The organism is Pseudomonas sp. GM21 (assembly GCF_000282215.1).
Lineage (GTDB): Bacteria > Pseudomonadota > Gammaproteobacteria > Pseudomonadales > Pseudomonadaceae > Aquipseudomonas.
Map to the genome: position 1 here is coordinate 1 of NZ_AKJS01000096.1, position 19,242 is coordinate 19,242.

General features: G+C 58.4%; 16 protein-coding genes. 4 read left to right on the forward strand and 12 right to left on the reverse strand.

Annotated elements, in window-relative coordinates:
- From PMI22_RS32030 to PMI22_RS13790, 4 genes are all read right to left on the reverse strand, one after another.
- Positions 1 to 224 (reverse strand): hypothetical protein (locus tag PMI22_RS32030; RefSeq protein ID WP_007946146.1); only part of this gene is annotated, 224 nt, incomplete at its 3' end.
- 435 nt (positions 225 to 659) lie between these two features.
- On the reverse strand, positions 660 to 2,021 hold the full coding sequence (locus tag PMI22_RS13800; protein ID WP_007946148.1) for an outer membrane beta-barrel protein: 1,362 nt from the start codon (positions 2,019 to 2,021) through the stop codon (positions 660 to 662).
- A 57-nt stretch (positions 2,022 to 2,078) separates the two neighbouring features.
- The gene (locus PMI22_RS13795; protein WP_007946149.1) at positions 2,079 to 3,413 is read right to left on the reverse strand and encodes an MFS transporter; all 1,335 of its coding nucleotides are present in this window, start codon (positions 3,411 to 3,413) and stop codon (positions 2,079 to 2,081) included.
- Positions 3,414 to 3,520: 107 nt separating this feature from the next.
- Positions 3,521 to 4,096 carry a nuclear transport factor 2 family protein gene (locus tag PMI22_RS13790; protein WP_007946150.1) on the reverse strand — a complete coding sequence of 192 codons (576 nt, stop codon included), beginning with the start codon at positions 4,094 to 4,096 and terminating at the stop codon, positions 3,521 to 3,523.
- 111 nt (positions 4,097 to 4,207) lie between these two features.
- Here PMI22_RS13790 and PMI22_RS13785 point away from each other — a divergent pair, with 111 nt between their 5' ends.
- Positions 4,208 to 5,107, forward strand: coding sequence for a LysR substrate-binding domain-containing protein (locus tag PMI22_RS13785; protein ID WP_033049282.1), 900 nt, complete (start codon positions 4,208 to 4,210; stop codon positions 5,105 to 5,107).
- 9 nt (positions 5,108 to 5,116) lie between these two features.
- Here PMI22_RS13785 and PMI22_RS13780 read toward each other — a convergent pair whose 3' ends face one another.
- The 7 genes from PMI22_RS13780 to PMI22_RS13750 form a co-directional block, all read right to left on the reverse strand.
- Positions 5,117 to 5,890, reverse strand: coding sequence for an ABC transporter ATP-binding protein (locus tag PMI22_RS13780; RefSeq protein ID WP_007946152.1), 774 nt, complete (start codon positions 5,888 to 5,890; stop codon positions 5,117 to 5,119).
- 37 nt (positions 5,891 to 5,927) lie between these two features.
- Positions 5,928 to 7,538 carry a HAMP domain-containing methyl-accepting chemotaxis protein gene (locus PMI22_RS13775; RefSeq protein ID WP_033049281.1) on the reverse strand — a complete coding sequence of 537 codons (1,611 nt, stop codon included), beginning with the start codon at positions 7,536 to 7,538 and terminating at the stop codon, positions 5,928 to 5,930.
- A 218-nt stretch (positions 7,539 to 7,756) separates the two neighbouring features.
- The gene (locus PMI22_RS13770) at positions 7,757 to 9,037 is read right to left on the reverse strand and encodes an MFS transporter (protein ID WP_338010177.1); all 1,281 of its coding nucleotides are present in this window, start codon (positions 9,035 to 9,037) and stop codon (positions 7,757 to 7,759) included.
- A gap of 36 nt (positions 9,038 to 9,073) precedes the next feature.
- On the reverse strand, positions 9,074 to 10,435 hold the full coding sequence (locus PMI22_RS13765) for an outer membrane beta-barrel protein (RefSeq protein WP_007946155.1): 1,362 nt from the start codon (positions 10,433 to 10,435) through the stop codon (positions 9,074 to 9,076).
- Between the two features lie 69 nt (positions 10,436 to 10,504).
- A complete protein-coding gene (gene mhpA, locus PMI22_RS13760) occupies positions 10,505 to 12,124 on the reverse strand; it encodes a bifunctional 3-(3-hydroxy-phenyl)propionate/3-hydroxycinnamic acid hydroxylase MhpA (RefSeq protein WP_007946156.1) in 1,620 nt (539 codons plus the stop codon).
- Between the two features lie 104 nt (positions 12,125 to 12,228).
- Positions 12,229 to 13,149 (reverse strand): VOC family protein, encoded by a 921-nt coding sequence (locus PMI22_RS13755; RefSeq protein ID WP_007946157.1) that lies wholly within the window; start codon positions 13,147 to 13,149, stop codon positions 12,229 to 12,231.
- A gap of 80 nt (positions 13,150 to 13,229) precedes the next feature.
- On the reverse strand, positions 13,230 to 14,063 hold the full coding sequence (locus PMI22_RS13750) for a fumarylacetoacetate hydrolase family protein (RefSeq protein ID WP_007946158.1): 834 nt from the start codon (positions 14,061 to 14,063) through the stop codon (positions 13,230 to 13,232).
- A 176-nt stretch (positions 14,064 to 14,239) separates the two neighbouring features.
- On the opposite strand from PMI22_RS13750, the gene PMI22_RS13745 reads away from it, so the two are divergent.
- A complete protein-coding gene (locus PMI22_RS13745; RefSeq protein WP_007946159.1) occupies positions 14,240 to 14,941 on the forward strand; it encodes a GntR family transcriptional regulator in 702 nt (233 codons plus the stop codon).
- Between the two features lie 297 nt (positions 14,942 to 15,238).
- Here PMI22_RS13745 and PMI22_RS13740 read toward each other — a convergent pair whose 3' ends face one another.
- Positions 15,239 to 16,138 carry a LysR substrate-binding domain-containing protein gene (locus PMI22_RS13740; protein WP_007946160.1) on the reverse strand — a complete coding sequence of 300 codons (900 nt, stop codon included), beginning with the start codon at positions 16,136 to 16,138 and terminating at the stop codon, positions 15,239 to 15,241.
- A gap of 117 nt (positions 16,139 to 16,255) precedes the next feature.
- On the opposite strand from PMI22_RS13740, the gene PMI22_RS13735 reads away from it, so the two are divergent.
- Complete coding sequence (locus PMI22_RS13735) at positions 16,256 to 17,374, forward strand: amidohydrolase family protein (RefSeq protein WP_007946161.1); 1,119 nt, start codon at positions 16,256 to 16,258, stop codon at positions 17,372 to 17,374.
- Positions 17,375 to 17,550: 176 nt separating this feature from the next.
- Positions 17,551 to 19,242, forward strand: a 1,692-nt coding sequence (locus tag PMI22_RS13730) for a DUF1302 domain-containing protein (protein WP_007946162.1), incomplete at its 3' end; no start/stop codon positions are given.

Sequence of the window (19,242 nt, forward strand, 5' to 3'; positions counted from 1 at the left end):
ACGATGGAAGCAATCGTATCGGCAGGGAGGGGGTGCAGGCGGGCGCAGAATGCCTGGGTAAGCTTGTCTACGGAGCATACGTAGGCATCGACCATTTCCTGTGATTTCGCATCCACGGTAATGACGATCTGGTACCTAGAGCCCTCAGCGTCTTGAGGTGTGGCTTCAATCTCAATCACAGGTGATTCGCGACCGGATCCAACGGTATCAGTACTGAAAGTCATACCAACCACCTCAAAGTTGTCGGTGCGATCAAAACTGCCAATGACCAATCTATCCCCGAAGGTCGGTTGTCGCAATCACCGCCTAGCGGTGGTAACGGCGCCTCCCTGCCTGGCTACGAAGAAAGCGCATGAGGTTGACAGCGAAATCACGCTTGATTCGTCAGGCCGGAACCTACCGGCGTTTTAACGTTTCGACCGTCCCCTTCAACTGGGTAGCGACGGTTGAGTGGAGAGGGACGCCGGGTAAATATACCCCTCCCTTTTCAGCATACAGCCTTAGACCGATATCCGAATGCGAATGCGAATCTTATGATAACAACTGCTCGCGACTTCGTCGTGTGGTTACGTTCATCTGTGCGCTACACGGGCACCAGCGATCATTTCACCCTGGGCGCGGGCTGAGCGCGCAACTAACGCGCTCAGATGTGGACAACCTCAGAAATACACCAGTGCTTCCACGGTTCCGGTCAGTTGGTTTCGTGCATCCCCCTGGCCGAAAGGATGCGCGTCGTCTTGGCCATTGAACCAGTCGTAGCGCAGTTCCGGGCGCAGTGACAGGTATTTGTTGAAGTCGTAGCGCAGCCCCGTGGTCAGCGCATTGAAGGCGCCGCGAGCGGTGGAAGCGGGGAACAGAACATAGCCGTCCGGATCGTCGAAATGCTCGGCCCGTACGGAAAATGACAAGTCCTTACGTTGCTGGTAGGTCAACACGAGGTTGGCTCCCCACCAGTGCGCGCCGTCGAAACCGGGGCCGGTGACGATGTCCACAGTCGATGCCTTACCGTCGCCCGATTGATGGCCGTACACCATTTCACCGCCCATCGACCAGCGTTCATTGAATCGGTGCCAGCCATTGAGGGAGTGCTGCTGCTTGAACTGGCCATCCGCTGAGATCACGCGGCCGCGCGGTGTCTGGATGTCGCTGCGACTGTCATTTTGTGAATCTCCGACGAGAAATTCATAGTCGATCCAGGTGTTCATGTCCGGCGTGCGCCAGCGCAGGGCGCCCAGTATGCCCTTGCTGTCGTTGTTGTCGCGCAGGTTGCCCTGACCCTGAATCACACCTAACTCGGCACCGAACAACATACTGGAGTTGTTGACCAGACGTTTGCCCAACAGGAAGCCGGACACCGCGCCGGATTCGGTTATGAAGGCATACGAGCGGCTGGCAAACGGGTTGCGCGCGGCACGTATGTTGGGCGGGATTTCGTAGCCGAATGCCGGGCCAAATATGCCGGCTATTGCCGTAAAGCCGCCGGCATACGGCAGGTAAGCGGTGGCGGCGATGTTGGGTACGGCGAGGAAGTTCTGTTTATCGCGTCGGGCCTTGTCCGGGTCGTCGTCACCTGGAGAGTTGATGCCCCAGTGCATATCCCAACCGTAGGTGCGCGCTTGCTGCGGATTTCGACCGTAGACCGTTTCAAAGGTGAATCCGAACGACGCTTCAGTGGGCGCCGGGCCGGGCAACGGCGTGATGCGCGGGACAAAATTGGCCTTCAACGCTTTGTCGGCAAACAAGTGAAGGGAGGCGAGCTCAAAGTTTTCATCGCCGAAACCTGCCACTGGGGTGTTGGTCAGCCCTGACTCGCGATCTTCATGGGATGAGTTGTTGTTGCGCGAATAACCGGCGTCCAGCAGGCCGGACACCTTGATACCGAAGTTGCGCTCCAGCGAATCGCCGAAAACGCTGCGAAATACTGTCCCTTCGCCGACGTCGGCAGGTTGGCCGGCGAGGCAATGACCCGTTGCGAGGGCGAGCAAGACCGCACCAAACGATTTGACGTTGATGTTCTTCATGGGGTTTCTCTAGTTTTTATTGGGAGGCGGCCTTCCGCTGGCCCCGATGTGGAACGCTTAGTTGGTGACCGGCACAGCCGTCGTTCTATTCAGGCGCCAGAAGCCGATGATGCCGATGGCTGTAATGCTGGCGGGAATGGCGGCGGCCACCAGCAGGTCACTCGTCGACCACTGCAGAGACAGGAGCAGGGCGCCGATGAAAGGGCCGCAGATGCCTCCCAGGCGTCCGACTCCCAAGGTCCAACCCGTGCCGGTGGCGCGCAGTGCTGTTGGATAAAAGGTGGCGGTCATGGCGTTCAGTGCCGCTTGGCCGCCGAGGATGCCGAAGCCGGCGACGGCAATGCTCAGGTAGGCCAGATTGATCGACGCGTAGAAATGGCTGAACAGAACGATGGCCACGGCAGACACGATGAACGTGGGGACCAGCACGGCGCCGAAACCGCGTCGGTCGACAAACCAGCCCAGTAGCCAACCGCCCGCCAGACCACCCAGCCACATGGACGTGCCGGCCAGTACCGCTTGCGACGGTGAGTGGCCCGCGCCACTCATCAGCACCGGCGTCCACGACGCGAGGAAGTAAACGCAGAGCATGTTCATGAAGTTGATCAACCACAGCAGCAAGGTGCCGGCTCGTCTGCCATCTGCAAACAAGAGCGCGAGCGACAGGCCTTTCTTGCGTGGTTCACCGATCACCAGGGTCGTCTGTTCGCTGATCCGCAGGCCTGGCTCAATACGGGAAAGGATGGCCCGGACGCGGTCCAGTTGACGTCCGCGCAGAACACACCATTGCAGTGATTCGGGGAGTGCGAAAAGCATCAGCAAGCCCAAGCACAACGGGGCGACGGCACCCAGATAAAACACCGCCTGCCAGCCGTACAGCGGGATCAGCGCGGCAGCAATGGCGCCGCCGACCAGCCCGCCGACGACCATCCCTGACGAGACCAGCGTCAACAGCATCACTCGGTTGTGCCGAGGGGCATATTCGGTGACCAGGGTCGCAATGTTGGGCACGATTGCACCCATGGCGATGCCGGTAAAAAAACGCAGTGCAAGCAGGCCGTCCACCGTAGTGGTCTTGGCGGTGAAGTACATCAGAACCGCCATGACCAGGGAGGCGGTCACCAGCACCGGGCGGCGACCGACGCGGTCAGCGACAGAACCGAGGGCGAGAGAGCCGATTAGCATGCCGAGCATGCTGATGCTGAACACCGGGCCCAGATTGGCTTTGGCAATGCCCCATTCGGCGATAAGGCTGGGGGCGGCGTAGGCCATGGCTTGTATGTCGAACCCATCGACGACCATACACAGGAAGCATTGGACGAGCACGAGCATCTGAAAGGCGCCCAAGCGACTCCTTTCGACAATCACGCTGATGTCGAGTTGATTGTTCACGAGCGAATACCTCTGTTGTAGTTATTTTCGGTATGAGTTGGATGCAGGATCGAAGCGGTGGCCGGGTATTGAAAATCTCTGTTGTGAGGGTGGGCTAAGGATATTGATCAGGCGGCGAGCCAGGTGCTGGCCTCGGCGCGCATGGTCTGCTCCAGCTCGCTGCCACGGGTGGCAAATACGCGATCTAGCGGGAAGCCGCTTTTATCCAGCAGGTAGGCCAGCGGCGCGTATTCCCGTGGGTAACGTGCCACGGTTTCACGATCGATCTCGACCAGGCCTTGAGGGAACGTGAAGCTGCCCATGTCGTAGATGCTCTGGCGCTTGACCAGCTTCCAAACGCCCTGGCGTTTTTCGACCAGGTCATAGAAGCGGTTGTGCACGCTGCAACCCAGGTTCAGCCGTACGTTATCGGCAACGATCACCGCGTTGGTTTCCACCACCGCCTTGTTGCCGTTGAAACTGACTACGGGGGTGCCGATCAGGTGTTTTGTGCGCAAATCGGATTTACCCATGCGCTTGGAGCCTTCGACGAATTCGGCGAAAGGACCTTCAAACCAGGTGATTTCGATGATCCCGTCCGGATGCGCCAGGTTAGCCAGTTGCTCCCATTGGCCCAGATCACGGTGAATCCAGCCCGTGATCAAGTCGGTAATTTGAAGTCGGTCTTCCAGGTAACTCTGCATGGTTGTCCTCGGCAGGGGGGTGTTGTCGGACCCAGCATCTGCTGCTGGACAAAGAACTTCAAATAGATTGATATGAACGATTGATCATTAAATCTGATGGGGCTGGGTGTCATGGATCTTCGTCATTTGCGGTACTTCCTGGCGGTTGCAGAGGAGGGTCATTTCGGTCGAGCTGCCCAGCGTTTGCACATCGTCCAGTCGGCGCTGAGCATGCAGATCCGCGCGCTGGAAGAAGAACTCGGCGGTCCGCTTTTCCTGCGCACCAGTCGTCGCGTGGAGCTCACCGAGGCCGGGATTCTGTTGCGTGCTGAAGCGCAGCGCACCCTTGATCAGGCCGCGCATGCCCAGCGTGTGGTGCAGCGATCCTTGCGTGGCGAGATGGGCACGGTACGTATCGGCTTCGCCGGCAATGCAGTATTCAGTGGACGGTTGATGGCCGACGTCCGCGCTTTTCGCGCTGCTTACCCGGATGCTGAAGTGATCCTGCGCGAATTGGCGCCGCAGTTGCAGGTCGAGGCCATTCAAAACGGCCAGCTGGACCTGGGTTACGCGCCCAGTCATGGCGGGCAGGCCCACGATAGCGAACTCTTGTTTGAGCGAATCGGCACATGGCCGCTGGTCGTCGCCTTACCGGAGGACCATCCCCTGGCGAGCCAGAAAACCTTGCGCGTGCCGATGCTCGGCGCCGAGTCGTTGATCATTTACGCCGCCCACGGCGCCGATGAATACATGCTGGCCGGACTGCGAAAGACGCTGGGACGCGAGCCTAAGGTTCAACGGACCACCAGCACCTTGAGCGTGCTGGCGTTGGTGGCGGCCGGTATGGGTGTCGCAATGGTGCCGGCGCCCTTGATGCAAGTCACGATTCCGGGCCTGACCTATCGTCCATTCGACGATGTGGAGCCGCACACCGACTTGCTGCTGATCAGCCGCGTCAATGAAATCGGCGGTGCGGTGCGTGCGTTCCTGAGGGTTGCCCATCAAGGTGGCGTGGCGGCTGCAGCGCAGTGAGCGCCCGGCTTAATCGTGCCAGCAGCGATACCAGCCGTTTTTCTCGCTGATGTGCAACGGGGTCTGATAGAGGTCCGACAGGTGTGCGCTGGTCAATAGTTCCGATTTGGGGCCGTCGGCGACAATCTGCCCCTGTTTGATCAGCACCACACGCTCGATTTCCGGAATGATCTCGTCAACGTGGTGGGTGGTGATCAGCAACGACCGGCCCTCACTGCAAAAGCCCCGCAGCAGCGTCAGCATGGCCAGACTTGCACCCATGTCGAGGCCGTTTGCCGGCTCATCGAAAATCAGCGCCTGGGGTTGATGCACCAGCGCTCGGGCCAGTAATAGGCGTCTTTTCTGGCCGGTGGAAAGGCGTTGGAACATGCAGGATTCATCCTGCGAAATCCCCAGTCTGGCCATCATCGCGCGCGCCTGCTCGAGCTGTGACTCGATCGGTTGCAGGTGTTCATGACGGCCGATGGCGCCGAAAAAGCCGGAAACCACAACGTCCAGTGCGCAGGTGTAGGGCGTGTAATCCTCTTGCAGGTCTTGGGATACGAAGCCGATCCTGTTGCGCAGTTGCCACAGGTTCAGGGTCTCGCTGCCGAACAGCTTCAGGTAACTGCCGTCCTGGGCGACGGGGTAGAGTTCCCTGTTAATCAGTTTCAGCAGGGTACTTTTACCCGCGCCGTTGGGGCCGAGAATAGCCACGCGTTCCTGCGGTCCGATCTTTAACGACAACTGGTCGAGTACTCGGGTCTGTTGCTGATACGCCGTGATTTGATGGAATTCGATCATCTGAAAAACCTTGCAGAAAAATGCAGAAATAACCGGACTAGATGCGAAATCTGTCGATGTGTCCGCGCAAACCAGCGGCCAGCTGTGACAACTCTTCGCTAGTCGAGTGTATCTGTACCGCGCTGGCCGAAGTTTTTACAGACAGATCCCGAATATTGACCAGGCTGCGGTCGATTTCCCGGGAGGCCAAAGCCTGTTGTTCTGAAGCGCTGGCGATGACGACGTTCATCTGGCTGATCGTCTCCACCGCAACGGTAACCTCTTGCAAGGCCGAGTCCGCTTCCCGGGCCATGCCCAGGGTCGAATGGACACGATCGGTACTCAGTTGCATGGACGACAGCGCGTGTGTCGCTACGCTGCGCACCGAGCTGACCATGAGCTCGATCTCCCCGGTCGATTGCTGAGTCCTGAACGCCAATGCCCTGACTTCCTCAGCGACGACGGCGAATCCGCGACCCGCTTCGCCAGCCCGGGCGGCTTCAATGGCGGCGTTGAGTGCCAACAGGTTGGTCTGCTCGGCAATTGACCGTATCACTTCAAGTACCCGATTGATCCCGGACACACTGCTGGCAAGCACCTGGACACGATCCGCGGTAATCGAGATGCCCTCAGACAACATCGAGAGCGACTCGAGGGTGTCCATGACACGTGACTTTCCTGTTTGCGCCGCAGCATCAGTGGTTCGTGAAGCAAGGGCCGTCGCCGATGCGTGTCTCGACACTTCATCAACGGCAGCGGTCATTTCGTTGACTGCCGTGGCGGCCTGTTCTATTTCCCTGTTCTGCTCCTGAAGTCCGCTGGTCGTTGTCGTGATCACGCCATGAAAATGCTGCGAAGACAGCGCCAGTTGGGTGGACGAACCGGTTATGCGCAAAACAGTGTCGTGAAGATGAACCTGCATGGTCTTCAACGCCTGTAGCAATAAGGCCGGTTCGTCGTTCCCCGAATCGTTGATAGCGGATGTCAGGTCACCGCGCGCGATATTCTGGGCGACCTTGAGAGCGTCGAGCAGTGGCTGGTTGATACTGCGGGTGTAGAGCGTCGCCAGCATGACCGTCAACAGCGCGGCGAGGGCAATTGCCGCAATGACTCCCGTCACCACGCGCTGGCGGGTCTGTTGTTCGAGCTCGGCCACCTGTTGGTATTGCTGCAGATAAAAATCCTGCAATTGACCGGAGCGCGCGCCCAGTTCCATGGCGAATTTGTCGATAGGGCCATTGAGAATATCAGTGGCCGCCTGGCGCTGACCTTCGCCTGCCAGCCGGATGACCTCGAGCTGTTCATGACGGAACGCTGTCGACGCGTCTAGGTAACGTTGAAAAATCTCCCGCTCCGATGGTTGCCGAAGATGCGCGGTAAACGCCTCTTGCTGCTGGCGAACACTGTCGAGTACTTGCATCAGCGAATTCTGATTGGCTGTCAGGGCCGCCGGGTCCCGCAGCACGACCATACGGAAGGTCATGATTCCGGCTCGATCTTCCGCATTGTTCAGCGCCGCCAACCGGATGATTCCAGGAACCCAGACCTCTCTGATCGCGTCGGACTGCACACTCATCTGCTTGACCATACTCAACGAGAACAACCCAAGCAGCAGAACGACCAGGCCAAACAGGCCAAAGCCAAAAATCGAGCGCGGTGCCAATTTCATTTTTCTGAAAAACAACGGATTGTCCTCAAAGAAGGAATGATTCGGCGCCAGCTTGTGGCCGGCGCCGTTATTTCAATGAAACGCTTTAGGGATAGATCAGCGCCGAGTGATCGTGGCACTCGGCGCTGGCATGCACACCTTGTGCATGTCGGGGTGTGTCGCTGCATGCAGGCACGCCCATTCCGACATCCTGTCGCTCTCCGGGAGGAGTGAATGTGTTAAACGCTGTCGATGCCCTCGGCAGCAGGTGAAGAAGTTCTCGCGGGTGCGGTTTCACGCAAACACGTTGCGACCAGTAACCCGAGCAGCACGGCGCCGAGTGCCAGGTACATAGTGTTTTCAATACCGTGGTGCTGGGCGATATACCCCGCGATGGCCGGCGCTACGCCGCCCCCAAAAATCTCTCCGATGCCCACAACCAGCCCGGTGGCGGTGGAGGTCAGCGCTGCTGGAACGGATTCGCTGGTGAGTGGCCCTACGGTCATGCAGATCATGCTGAAGTTGAAAAAGATCGTCAGGAACAGCAACGCGAATAATTTCACCGGTTCGGCGCCGGTGCCCATCAGCAGCCATAGAAAAACCCCGGTGGCCACGAACGAGATGAGCACCACCGGTTTGCGGCCGATTCGGTCCGACACTGCCGGCATGATCAATTGCCCGAGAAAACCACCGAGGCCGATCGCCGACATCACAAACCCCATCTGCTGCACTTGCAGGTGCAAATAGTCCATCAGGTAGTTGGGCATCATCACGCTGATGACGAACAGGCAGGTGAGCATGCAAAACATGCCAACGATGTTCAGCCATACATTGCGAAAGCGCAGGGCATCCAGCCAGCTCGGGTGATCGGCGGCTGTGCGGTTTTCGACTGTTGGCGGCGGTACGGCGCGGGTTTCCCGCAGGTGACGATACATCGCCAGGGCCAACAGGAAGCCCGGCAACGACACAATCACAAACACCCAGCGCCAGGACGGCACTACCTGCAGTAACTGGGTGGCGAGAATTGGCGCGAGGCCCAGGCCCAGGATCGGGAAAAACGCCTGCTGGATGCCGATGTTCATGCCGCGCCGGGCAGGATGCGATGACTCTGCCGTGGCCGCCAGCGCCGTCGGCGTGAAGGCGCCTTCGGAGATGCCCATGATTGCGCGAATCAGCATTAGCCCGCCGATACCGGTTGCCAGGCCGGAAAGCCCTGCGAGTAACGAGAACACCAGAACGGCCGGGATCAGGACTTTGCGCCGGCCGATGCGATCGGACAGCCTTCCCATGAAAATCGAAGAAATGCCCCAGGCCAACCCCAGGACCGCAGTCACATTGCCGAGGTCCTGATAGTTCAGGCCGAGGTCTTTCATCATTACCGGGAACAGCGGCAGGATGATGAACCGATCCAGGCCCACCAGACCGAAACCTAGCGCCAGCAAGGCCACCGCTTTGAACTCGTAGCGAACATCCCACGCATGCTTATTGTTGTTCATGGTTGTTACTCGGATGGAGTTAATGAAGGCAGTCGCATCAGCAACCCGACTGCCAAGGGCTTAGAAATAAACCAGTGCTTCGACCAACCCGGTCAGTTGCGTGCGGTCGCGACCGGCGCCAAACGGGTGATCGTCGGCATTGCCATCGAACACGTCGTAACGCACTTCAGGACGCAGCGAGATGTATTTGTTCAGGTCGTAACGCAGGCCGGCGGTGACGGCATTGAAGTTGCCGCGGGCGGTGGAGACGGGCAGCAGGATGAAACCGTCAGGGTCGGCAAAATGCTCGGCGCGTACGGAGTACGAAAGGTCAGGTCGTTGTTGGTAAGTGAGCACAGCGTTGGCGCCCCACCAATGCGCACCATCGAAACCTGGGCCGTTGATGATGTCGACGGTGCTGGCTTTGCCATCGCCGTCCTGATGGCCGTAGACCACTTCGGCACCCATCGACCAGTTCGAGTCGAAGCGGTGCCAGCCATTAAGCGAATGCTGCTGTTTGAATTGACCGTCAGGCGAGACCAGGCGCGATATCGGCGCCTGCACATCGCTGAAACTGTCGTTCTGTTCATCGCCGAGGATGAACTCATAGTCGATCCAGGTCTGCATATCGGGGGTGCGCCAACGCACGGCACCCATCAGCGATTTGGTATCGTTGTTGTCGCGCAGGTTGTCCCAACCCTGCACGACGCCCAGTTCCACACCGAGAATCCCTGACTCGCCGTTGTACAAGCGGGTGCCGAGCTGGACGCCGCCGACTGTGCCGGGCTCGCTGACGAAAGCGTAGGTCTTGCTGGCAAATGCGTTGCGCGCGGCGCGTATGTTTGGCGGAATTTCATAGCCGAGCGCAGGGCCGAAGACGCCGGCCATGGCCGTGATGCCGGGGCCATAAGGCAAGTAAGCCGTCGCGGCGATATTGGGAATGGCGAGGAATTTCTGTTTGTCCCGCTGGGCCTTCGCGGGGTCGTCGTCGCCCGGCGAGTTGACATCCCAATGCATGTCCCAACCGTAGGTGCGGGCGAATTGCGCATTGCGGCCGTAGTTCATTTCGAAGGTGAAACCGAAGGACGCCTCGGTCGGTGTCGGGCCGGGCAGGGGGGTGATACGTGGGATCATGTCACCCTTGAGTGCCTTGTCGACGAACAGGTGCAGGCTGCCCCATTCCAGGCCTTCATCGGAGAACCCGACCAGCGGCAAATTGCTCAAGCCATCCTGACGTTCGTCGTGGGTCGAGCGGTTGTTGCGCGAGTAGGCGGCGTCAAACAGACCGGAGACTGTGATCCCGTAGTCCTTTTCCAGCGTGTCACCGAACAGGCTGCGAAAGAGCGTGCCTTCTCCGGTTTCAGGGTTTTCTGCAGCGTGAGCGTTGAGCATCGCGAAGGCGGCCAGAACCGCACCAAGCGTTTTCACCTTGATGTTGTGCATAGTCTGTCTCTTGTTTTTATTGTCAGCGTTCTAGAGGGAAGGGGCATCCGTGCCCCCGTTAACCCGGTGTCAGACGTGACAGGCCTTGGCGTCGTTGACGTTGGGCTGTTGGCTGGCGTTCTGTTGCAATTGCTGGCGCAGGGAGTTGAGCAGTTTTGGCAGCGCCGACAGCTCGGCAATCCCGCCGTAGCAGTAGTAATCCGGGCGCACGACGAGGACCTTGAGCCCGGCCTCGGCCATGAACTGCAAGTACTTGCCGGAGACGTCGCGGTAGATGCCCTTGGCGCTGTCGGCTTGCGGCGCTAACCGCACGACCTGCAAGCCGTAGTCACGAATGAAGTCCAGCTGCGGTGCATCGAGCTGCGCCAGCGGGTCTTCTTCACCACTGACCAACAGGTGGAAACCGCGATCGATGACATCGTCGTAGCGGCTGACCTTGCCGCCGATTTCAATCGAACCGTGTACCCCAAGAATGCCGCGCAACTGACCCTCCTCCTGCAACAGACCGTCGGTCAAACCCGGGAACGGTGGCAGTGGCGCCACGTTGCCACTCAAATAGGCCGCGTCACGCTCGGCAGCCTCGACCGGGTCCGACACGCAGACCACTTTGCCCATGGCCATCGAGGCTTCGATCACCGCGCGGATCTGCGGTTTGCGCTCCAGTGTGTAGCTGTCCAGCAGGGTATTGTCGGCCAGGCCGCGCAGCAGCAGGTCCAGGCGCCAGGACAGATTCCATGCATCGCGAATGCCCGAGCACATGCCCTGGCCCATGAACGGCGGCATCACGTGGGCCGCGTCGCCGGCCAGCAGCACCCGGCCGCTGTGCCAGTTCGAGGCAATGCGAGAACGGAACTGATAGACCGCGTGGCGCACCAGATCGGCGGTGTCCGGCGTGACCCAGCGCGACAGCAGCGACCAGACCTTGTCGGTGTCTTGCAGGTCTTCGATGGTTTCGTGAGGCAGGCGCATGAACTCCCAGCGGCGATACCCAGGGCCACCGGGCACCATGGTGGTCGGGCGCTCGGGGTTACACCATTGGCCGATGTCCGGCACGTCCAGTTGCACACCAGGTTTTGGCTGCAGGTCGACCACCAGCCAGTCTTCCTGGAAGCCAAGGTCCTGCCATTCAATGCCCAACGACTGGCGCACGAAACTGTTGGCGCCGTCGGCACCGATCACGTAGCGAGCGCGGACGCTTTGCTGCTCTTGACCCAGCGAAAACTTGCCATCTTGGCGAATCACCCGATTGAGCACCATGTCGCAGCCTTTAGCGTCTTGCTTGAGCGCAGTGGCTTCCCATCCCTGATGAATCTGCACGTTGGCGATGCTTTTGGCCTTGCGGTCCAGCGCAGCTTCCAGCGACGGCTGGTTGAACAGATAGCCGAACGGGCCGTCGCTGATGGACTCAGCAGACCAGTCGATCTCCACCAGCACTTTCCAGTCGGCGTTGAACCACTGGTAGCGCGCCGATGGCTGTGAGATTTTTGCCAGCTCTTCACCAAGCCCCATGGAGAGGAAAATACGGCGGATTTCATGGTCGTAGAACACCGCGCGCGGCAACGGGTAAAGCGCTGGCCAGCGCTCGAAGACGGCGACGGTGTAACCCATCTGACCCAACAGAATGGCCAAGGACTGGCCTACAGGACCGTAACCGGCAATGGCGACATCGACTGTGGTGTGCTGATTCATGACTGTGCCTCGTGTACTTCGCAATGATTTCCGGACATGGCCGGGCCCGTCGCGCGATTCAATGGAATCGCGCGATGCAGGAAGTCAGGTTCGTTAGAGCTGGCTCAGGTGGGTGCCGGAGCGTCCGCTTCAGTGTTGAAAATGAAGTTGTCCGGAACGTCCGGGCCCCACAGGTACAGGGAGTTTTCCGGTGGGTAGTCGCCGGCGGGCCATTCACTGCCTTCGCAGATGTAGTCCATGTCTGCCGAGTATTCGCAGAAAGAACCCCAGGGGTCTTGCACGTAATGGAAGTAGTTCGAACCCAGGCAATGACGGCCTGTGCCCCAGCCTTTGGTGTGTCCGGCTGCGGCCATCTGCGAGGCACCGGAGCCCACTTCATCAATGCTGTCGACTTCCCACGCTGCGTGGTGCCAACCCTTGGCGCTGCTCTTGGCGAATGCCACCAGATGATGATCGCAGCCGTGAGCAGCGTGACTGAAGGCGATGATGTCCATCGACTTGTCCGAGAGTTTCAGGCCCAGCGCGTGTTCATAGAAATGCAGCGCGCCGAGTACGTCCGGTGTAAACAACAACACATGGGACAAGCGGCGAGGGCGGACCTGAGCCAGGCCATCGCGCGTTGTTGCGCCACGGCTATTGGCGGGTGTGTCGCTTCTGTGGTGGGCGTTCTTCTGGTCGGGCATGGTTTTTTCGCCGACCTTGACCTGCAACAGATTGCCGTCCGGATCACGGAACCAAATGCCGGCACCTGGTCGATCTTCACAGCGCCCGCCAGCGGCTTCGATCTGTTGGCGTAGCGCATCGAAATCCTGTTCGTAGCAATTGAAACTCAGGTACGCCAGGGACTTGGAGGCAGCAGGCATGATTCTCGCCCACACATGTCCGTCGGCCGCCTTCAGGAGAAGTTGGTCCGAGCCACGTTCTACATCGAGGCCGAAGCTTTCAAAGAATTGGCAGGCTTCGTCCAGGGACGGAACGTTCAGCGCGTAATGATCAATTGAATGCACACCATGGGATATGCTCATGATTGCCTCCATTTTTAATTATTGTAATTGTAGCGCGCAGGGCTTGAGGGCGGCCCTGCGCGAAGTTTCAAACGGTGTTGTCAGGCTTCGTCGACCACTGGGTTAACCAGCTTGCCAATGCCCTCGATGGACACTTCGACGACATCGCCGGCCTTCAGGTACACCTTTGGATTCATGCCGAAACCAACGCCAGCCGGAGTACCGCTGACAATCACGTCGCCGGCTTCCAAGGTTACCGCTTCGCTCAGGGTCGAGATGATGGTAGCCACATCGAACAGCATATCGTCGGTGTTGGCCGATTGTACGACCTTGCCGTTGACACGGGTTTCCAGCAGCAAGCCCTTGCCACCTGCCGGCAATTCATCGGCGGTCACCAGAACCGGGCCGAACGCGCCGGTGTCATCAAAGTTTTTGCCGACGGTCCACTGTGGCGAGATGAACTGATAGTCACGCACCGAACCTTCGTTGAAGAGTGCATAACCGGCTACGTGGTCCAGCGCATCTTCCTTGCGGATGTGACGGCCGCCGCTTTTGAGCACGACTGCCATTTCACCTTCGTAGTCGAGGGTGTCGGAAATGCTCGGACGAATCAGCGGTTTGTTGTGGGCCGTCAGGCTGGAGTTCCAACGCGGGAACAGGGTCGGGTAGGTTGGCTGGGCGTAAGGGGATTCTTTGGTGTGATCGGCATAGTTAAGACCCACGCAAACGATCTTGGTCGGACGCGCCATCAATGGCAGATAAGCGTCTTCGGCGATTTCGACCAGCGCGCCGTTGGCTTCGGCACCGTGAGTGGTGAGGTCGACGCCGCGGGCCAGCAGGGACTCAATAGATTCGGCACCCAGTACGCGTACACCTTCGGCGGTGACGACGCCCAGGACAGGTTGACCTTGATTGAGGAAGCGAACGTAGCGCATGACGGTTTCTCTTGTTGGATTTGAAAAGGGTCGGTGGTGACGGGCAGCCGACCGCGTAGTCACTAAGCTAAAACCAATAAAATATATCGTCAACAAAAAATATATATTTTTATGAATGTGAGAAATTTTTCGTCCTGTGTATGATTCGTCAGGACAAGGCGTAAAAGGAGTCGACCGTGAATTCCCCTCTGATCAACTGGCAATCTTCCGAACCCGCTGAAAAGCGCACCATGGCCTCGCAACTCGAAGCCAGGATTCGCCAGGACATCATCAATGGCCAACTGGCGCCGGGCAGTCGCCTGCGCCTCAAGGAATTGGCTGATGCCTATGAAGTCGGGGTGATTCCGCTGCGCGAAGCCTTGTCGCGCCTGGCCAGCAGCGGTTTTGTCTCGGCAGCGGACCAGAAAGGCTTCAGCGTCGGTCGAATTTCAGCAGCAGAAATCGCTGACATCACCGCCGCCCGCCTGCACATCGAATGCAAGGCCTTGGCCGATTCCATTCGTTTGGGGGACGTGGAGTGGGAGAGTCGCGTTCTGGCCGCGCATCACCGACTTGATCGCCTCACCATCGTTGAAGGCCCGGAGCGGTTGCTCAAGCCGGAATGGGAAAACGCCCACGAACTGTTTCATCAGGCGCTGATTTCCAGCTGCAATTCGCCAACGCTGCTGCGCTTGTGCTCATCTCTGCGTGATCAGACTGCACGTTATCGTTTCTTGTCGATGCACTATGCCGACAGCACTGCACGCGATGTGCCCGACGAACACCGCCAGTTGATGAATGCTGCGCTGGCCAAAGACATCGACAAGGCGTGCGAGTTACTGGCCAGTCACTATCAGACCACGACCGACTCGGTGCTCAAGCACGCACTGCTGGGATAACGATGACGGTCTCTTGCTCAAGCAGCGTTGCAATGATGAGGGGCGACAGTTTACGTAGTTAACGCCGAACGAGGGGCATCGAGCATTCGTGAGTGACCGGTATTGGCTGTGGATTCAACCGGTCGAGAAAGACGGCAATCCACAGCCGTTTGCTGCCTATCACGAAAGGCCGAGGCCGGCGTAAGCACGCTGTAGCCAAAGATGGAAGCATAATTTGGCCTTTGACGTCGTATGAGTAAGGGATCCCTTATGCTCATGGTTGCTCAAATTCCATCGCCGACAAGAGAAGCAGGTGACCTACTTTGGTTCTACTTTGGCCGCTTGTGCCAAAAGGTCATGTAAGTGTTGCGCTGCAGGGGTCAACACCGATTGCGCTCTGCGTGCCGTGAATATGACGGGCGACGCCAGCGTCTCGCGGACATTGATGTGTTCCAGCATCATCCTGGTGCCTGGAAATTTCAGGAATTGCTGCGGTAGCATCGTCAACAAGTCGGTACTGGATGCAGCAATCAGCACTGTCAGGGTTGACTGGGCACGTACGCCGTATCGAGGAGCGGGCAACCCATATTTCTGAAACAGCGGAGCAAGATCTGCACCGGCAATTTCCGAAACCGGCGTGTCGACCCATTGGGCATCGACCAGTTCGGCAAGGCTTTTTGCATTACGTAGTGGATGCCCCCGTCGGCAGAAAACCAACAGGTTGTTCGTGCAGAGTCTCTCTTTCATTAACCCGCCCGGCAGTACCCGATCGGTAACAGGGCCAATGTAGAAATCCAGCTCGCCCTGCTCAAGCGGTTGCTGCATGCGTGAAAACAACCCTTCATGAATGGTCAGCTTCACGGAGGGATATCGTTCGCGGAACGGCTCCAGCACGCTCGGCAGCCAGGCAATGTGAGGAACCGTGGAAAGGCCGATGGTGACCCTTCCCAACGTGCTTCCCGCCAACTGTAAAACTTCATCCCGAGCTCGCTCCAAATCAAGAAGAATCGCACTCGCACGTTGCAGATAGTGCTTGCCGGCAACGGTGGGCGTAACGCCGGTGGCATGTCTTTCAAACAGCGTGACGCCCAGGTCGATTTCCGCTTGTTGAATGCTTCGACTGAGCGCTGGCTGGGCCATTCCAAGGTGTCGCGCTGCGGCGCGCAAGCTGCCTTTTTCAGCTACAGAAACGATGGCTTTCAAGTAACTAAATTTCATGCAGGCGTACTCGTTGGTGATGCCACTTTTCTATCACTAACATGTTTCTGACATCTTCCCAACGTGTTTTTGCTGTCGGAAACTCGGCATCAATAACAAAAACAAGGAGAGCAAGGCATGTACAAAATGAGTCGACGGGAAATACTTGCGGTAACGGCCACGGCGGCCGCAACGACGGTCATGGGCGGGCAGCCTTATGCCAGTGCCAACGATCCGCACGAGCAAGAGCAAAAACGTCCTGGAAACCCTCTCTGCAGCTGCGGTCTAGTGGACGTGCATGCCCACTACCTGCCACCGCAATACACCCAGGCGCTGAGCGATGCAGGTCTGGTGACCCTCGATGGCGGCTTTCCCATCCCGGCCTGGTCTGAAACGGCGACACTCGCGCACATGGCAGAGCACGGCATAGAGACCTTGATGCTGTCAGTGTCATCGCCATCGGTGGGATTTCTCGAGAATCAAGCCAAGCGCGTGGAACTCGCGCGGCACGTCAACGAATTTGCTGCCGATATCGTCCGCCGCAACCCGCAGAAATTCGGCGCTTTTGCGACATTGCCGCTGTCGGATGTCGATGACTCGCTGGCAGAAATTTGTTATGCACTGGATGAACTGGGTCTGGACGGCGTCGTCGTGGAAACCAACAGCGACGGCTTTTATCTGGGCTATCCGCGTTTTGAACCGATCTTCGCCGAGCTGGACAGAAGATCCGCCGTGCTTTTTCTGCACCCGACTTCACCGGCCTGCTTTGAAGCCGTCGGTCTGGGGCGGCCTGCGCCTTTCATCGAGTTCCCGATAGATACCGCCCGCACACTCACCGACCTGATATTTGCCGGCACGCTCACCCGCTATCCGAACATCAAGGTGATCGTCTCCCACGCAGGGGGTGCGCTGCCCGCATTGGCCCAGCGTATCGGTTTCGCCTCCGAATTGCCGTTGTTGAAGAACCGTCCGGCTGGCGGCGCGGAGGAAGTTCGGCGTGTGTTGCAATCGCTCTACTACGACCTGGCCGGTTCGGCCAACGATGCCGCCATTGAAAGCCTGCGCTGGATTACTTCCACGTCGCACATCGTGTTTGGCAGCGACTTTCCCTTCACGCCGCCACCGGCGGTGGCTGCCAACGTAAATGGCATGCGCGCCCTCAAGGGCCTTACCGGCGATGAACATGAAGCCATCGCGCGCACCAATGCCCATGCTCTTTTTCCGCGATTGAAACAGCAAATACCTGAAGCAAGTTGATTGAAGTCAGCTGTCAGTAATAAGCGAATTGGGTACTCGCCGAAATAGAGTCGCCAATCAACAAAAAATCAAACAGTGCTTCAGCCATTTCATTATTGCAGCGTCCTTTTGGATGAATTCTGCCGACGGTGGCTGCGCCTGATATTCGTAAACCATCAAACAGGTGTGCGAGTTAGATGAAAAATAACAATAAGATCTGCCATCAACATCTGCGACAAGGACTGTTGGCTTCAGCCGTTATGGCTGGGCTGGGAATCTCGCAAGTACAGGCTTTTGAGTTCGATACCGGCAACCCGGATCTCTCTGTACGTTTCGACAACACCGTAAAATTGAACTACGCCCAGCGCGTTGAAAGTGCTGATTCGACGTTATCCCATTCGTGGAACAACAACGACGGAGACCGCAACTTCGATGCCGGTACCGCCGTGTCCGAGCGCGTCGATGTGCTGTCGGAACTGGACGTGGTTTATCAACGGAAAACCGGCTTTCGTCTGAGCTCCAACGCCTGGTACAACCACGCCTATGAAAATGTTGGCGGGAGTAATGCCTCGACCAACCAAATGAATAATGGCCGACCGGACTCTGGTCATCTGAGTGGCTACGCGGATCGTTATTACAACGGCCCGTCCGCCGAACTGCTCGACGCGTTTGTCTTCACCAGCACCGAAATCGGCGATCAGTCCCTGTTGAGCGCCAAGCTGGGTAAGCACACTCAATATTGGGGCGAAAGCGTGCTGTCGTTCGCCCACGGCGTCAGCTTCGGACAGTCCGGTCTTGACCTGGCCAAGGCGCTGGCCGGGCCTGGCACTGAAGCGAAAGAGTTATTTATACCTCGCTCGCAGCTGTCCACCAGCCTGACGCTGAACCCCGAGCTGACTGTGGCTGCGCAGTACTTCCTGGACTGGAACAATGCGCGGTTGCCGGAATCCGGAACGTACCTGGGCTTCAACGATTCGATCCAGAGCGGTGGCCACAACCTGTCGTTGATCGGTGCCGCCAATCCGCGCTTCGGCACCCCGGGACCTGCTGGCGTGAATGAGTTTTTGCGCCTGTCCAACGGCCACACTTACACGCCCGACAAGACCGGTGATTTCGGGCTGATGGCGAAGTGGAGCCCGGAATGGCTGGACGGAACCCTCGGTTTCTACTACCGCAATACCTCCGACATCCTGCCCAACGTGGTACTGCGGCCGACGGCTGTCGGGGCGGCGCAACTGGTGTCGGGCAATATCGGCAGCTACAACGTGGTCTACGCCGATGACATCGATATCTATGGCATCAGTCTTTCCAAGGACATCGAAGGCGTCAGCGTCGGGTTCGACGTCAACTACCGCCATAACATGCCATTGCTAAGCGTACCCGGTTCGGTCAATCCGGCCGCGGCTGCTGCAGGTTTGCCGGGATTCATTTCCAGCTTCGATGGCGAGCACGGCATGGCCAAGGGCAATACCGTGCACGCGGTGCTCAACGGCCTGGCGACCTTTGCCGCGACGCCGGCCTGGGATTCCTCGACCTTGTTGATGGAGCTGGCCTACAGCCGCTGGTTGAGCGTGACCGACAACGAACAGCTGTTCAAAGGTGGCGACTGGTACAGAGGCGTCGACAAGGTCAGCAAGGACAACTACGTCCTTGGCGTCAACTTCACCCCGACTTGGTTCCAGGTGTTTCCCGGGGTTGACCTGTCCATGCCCGCCGCTGTCAACGTGGGGCTCGCTGGCGAGTCTTCCGTTCAATTGGGTGGCAACGAAGGCGCGGGCAGCTACTCGATTGGTGTCGGCATGGATGTTCAAAGCCGCTACCGCTTCGACCTGAAGTACGTGGACAACTTCGGCAGTAAAGACACCTGCAGGTCGGCGGGTAGCGCCGCC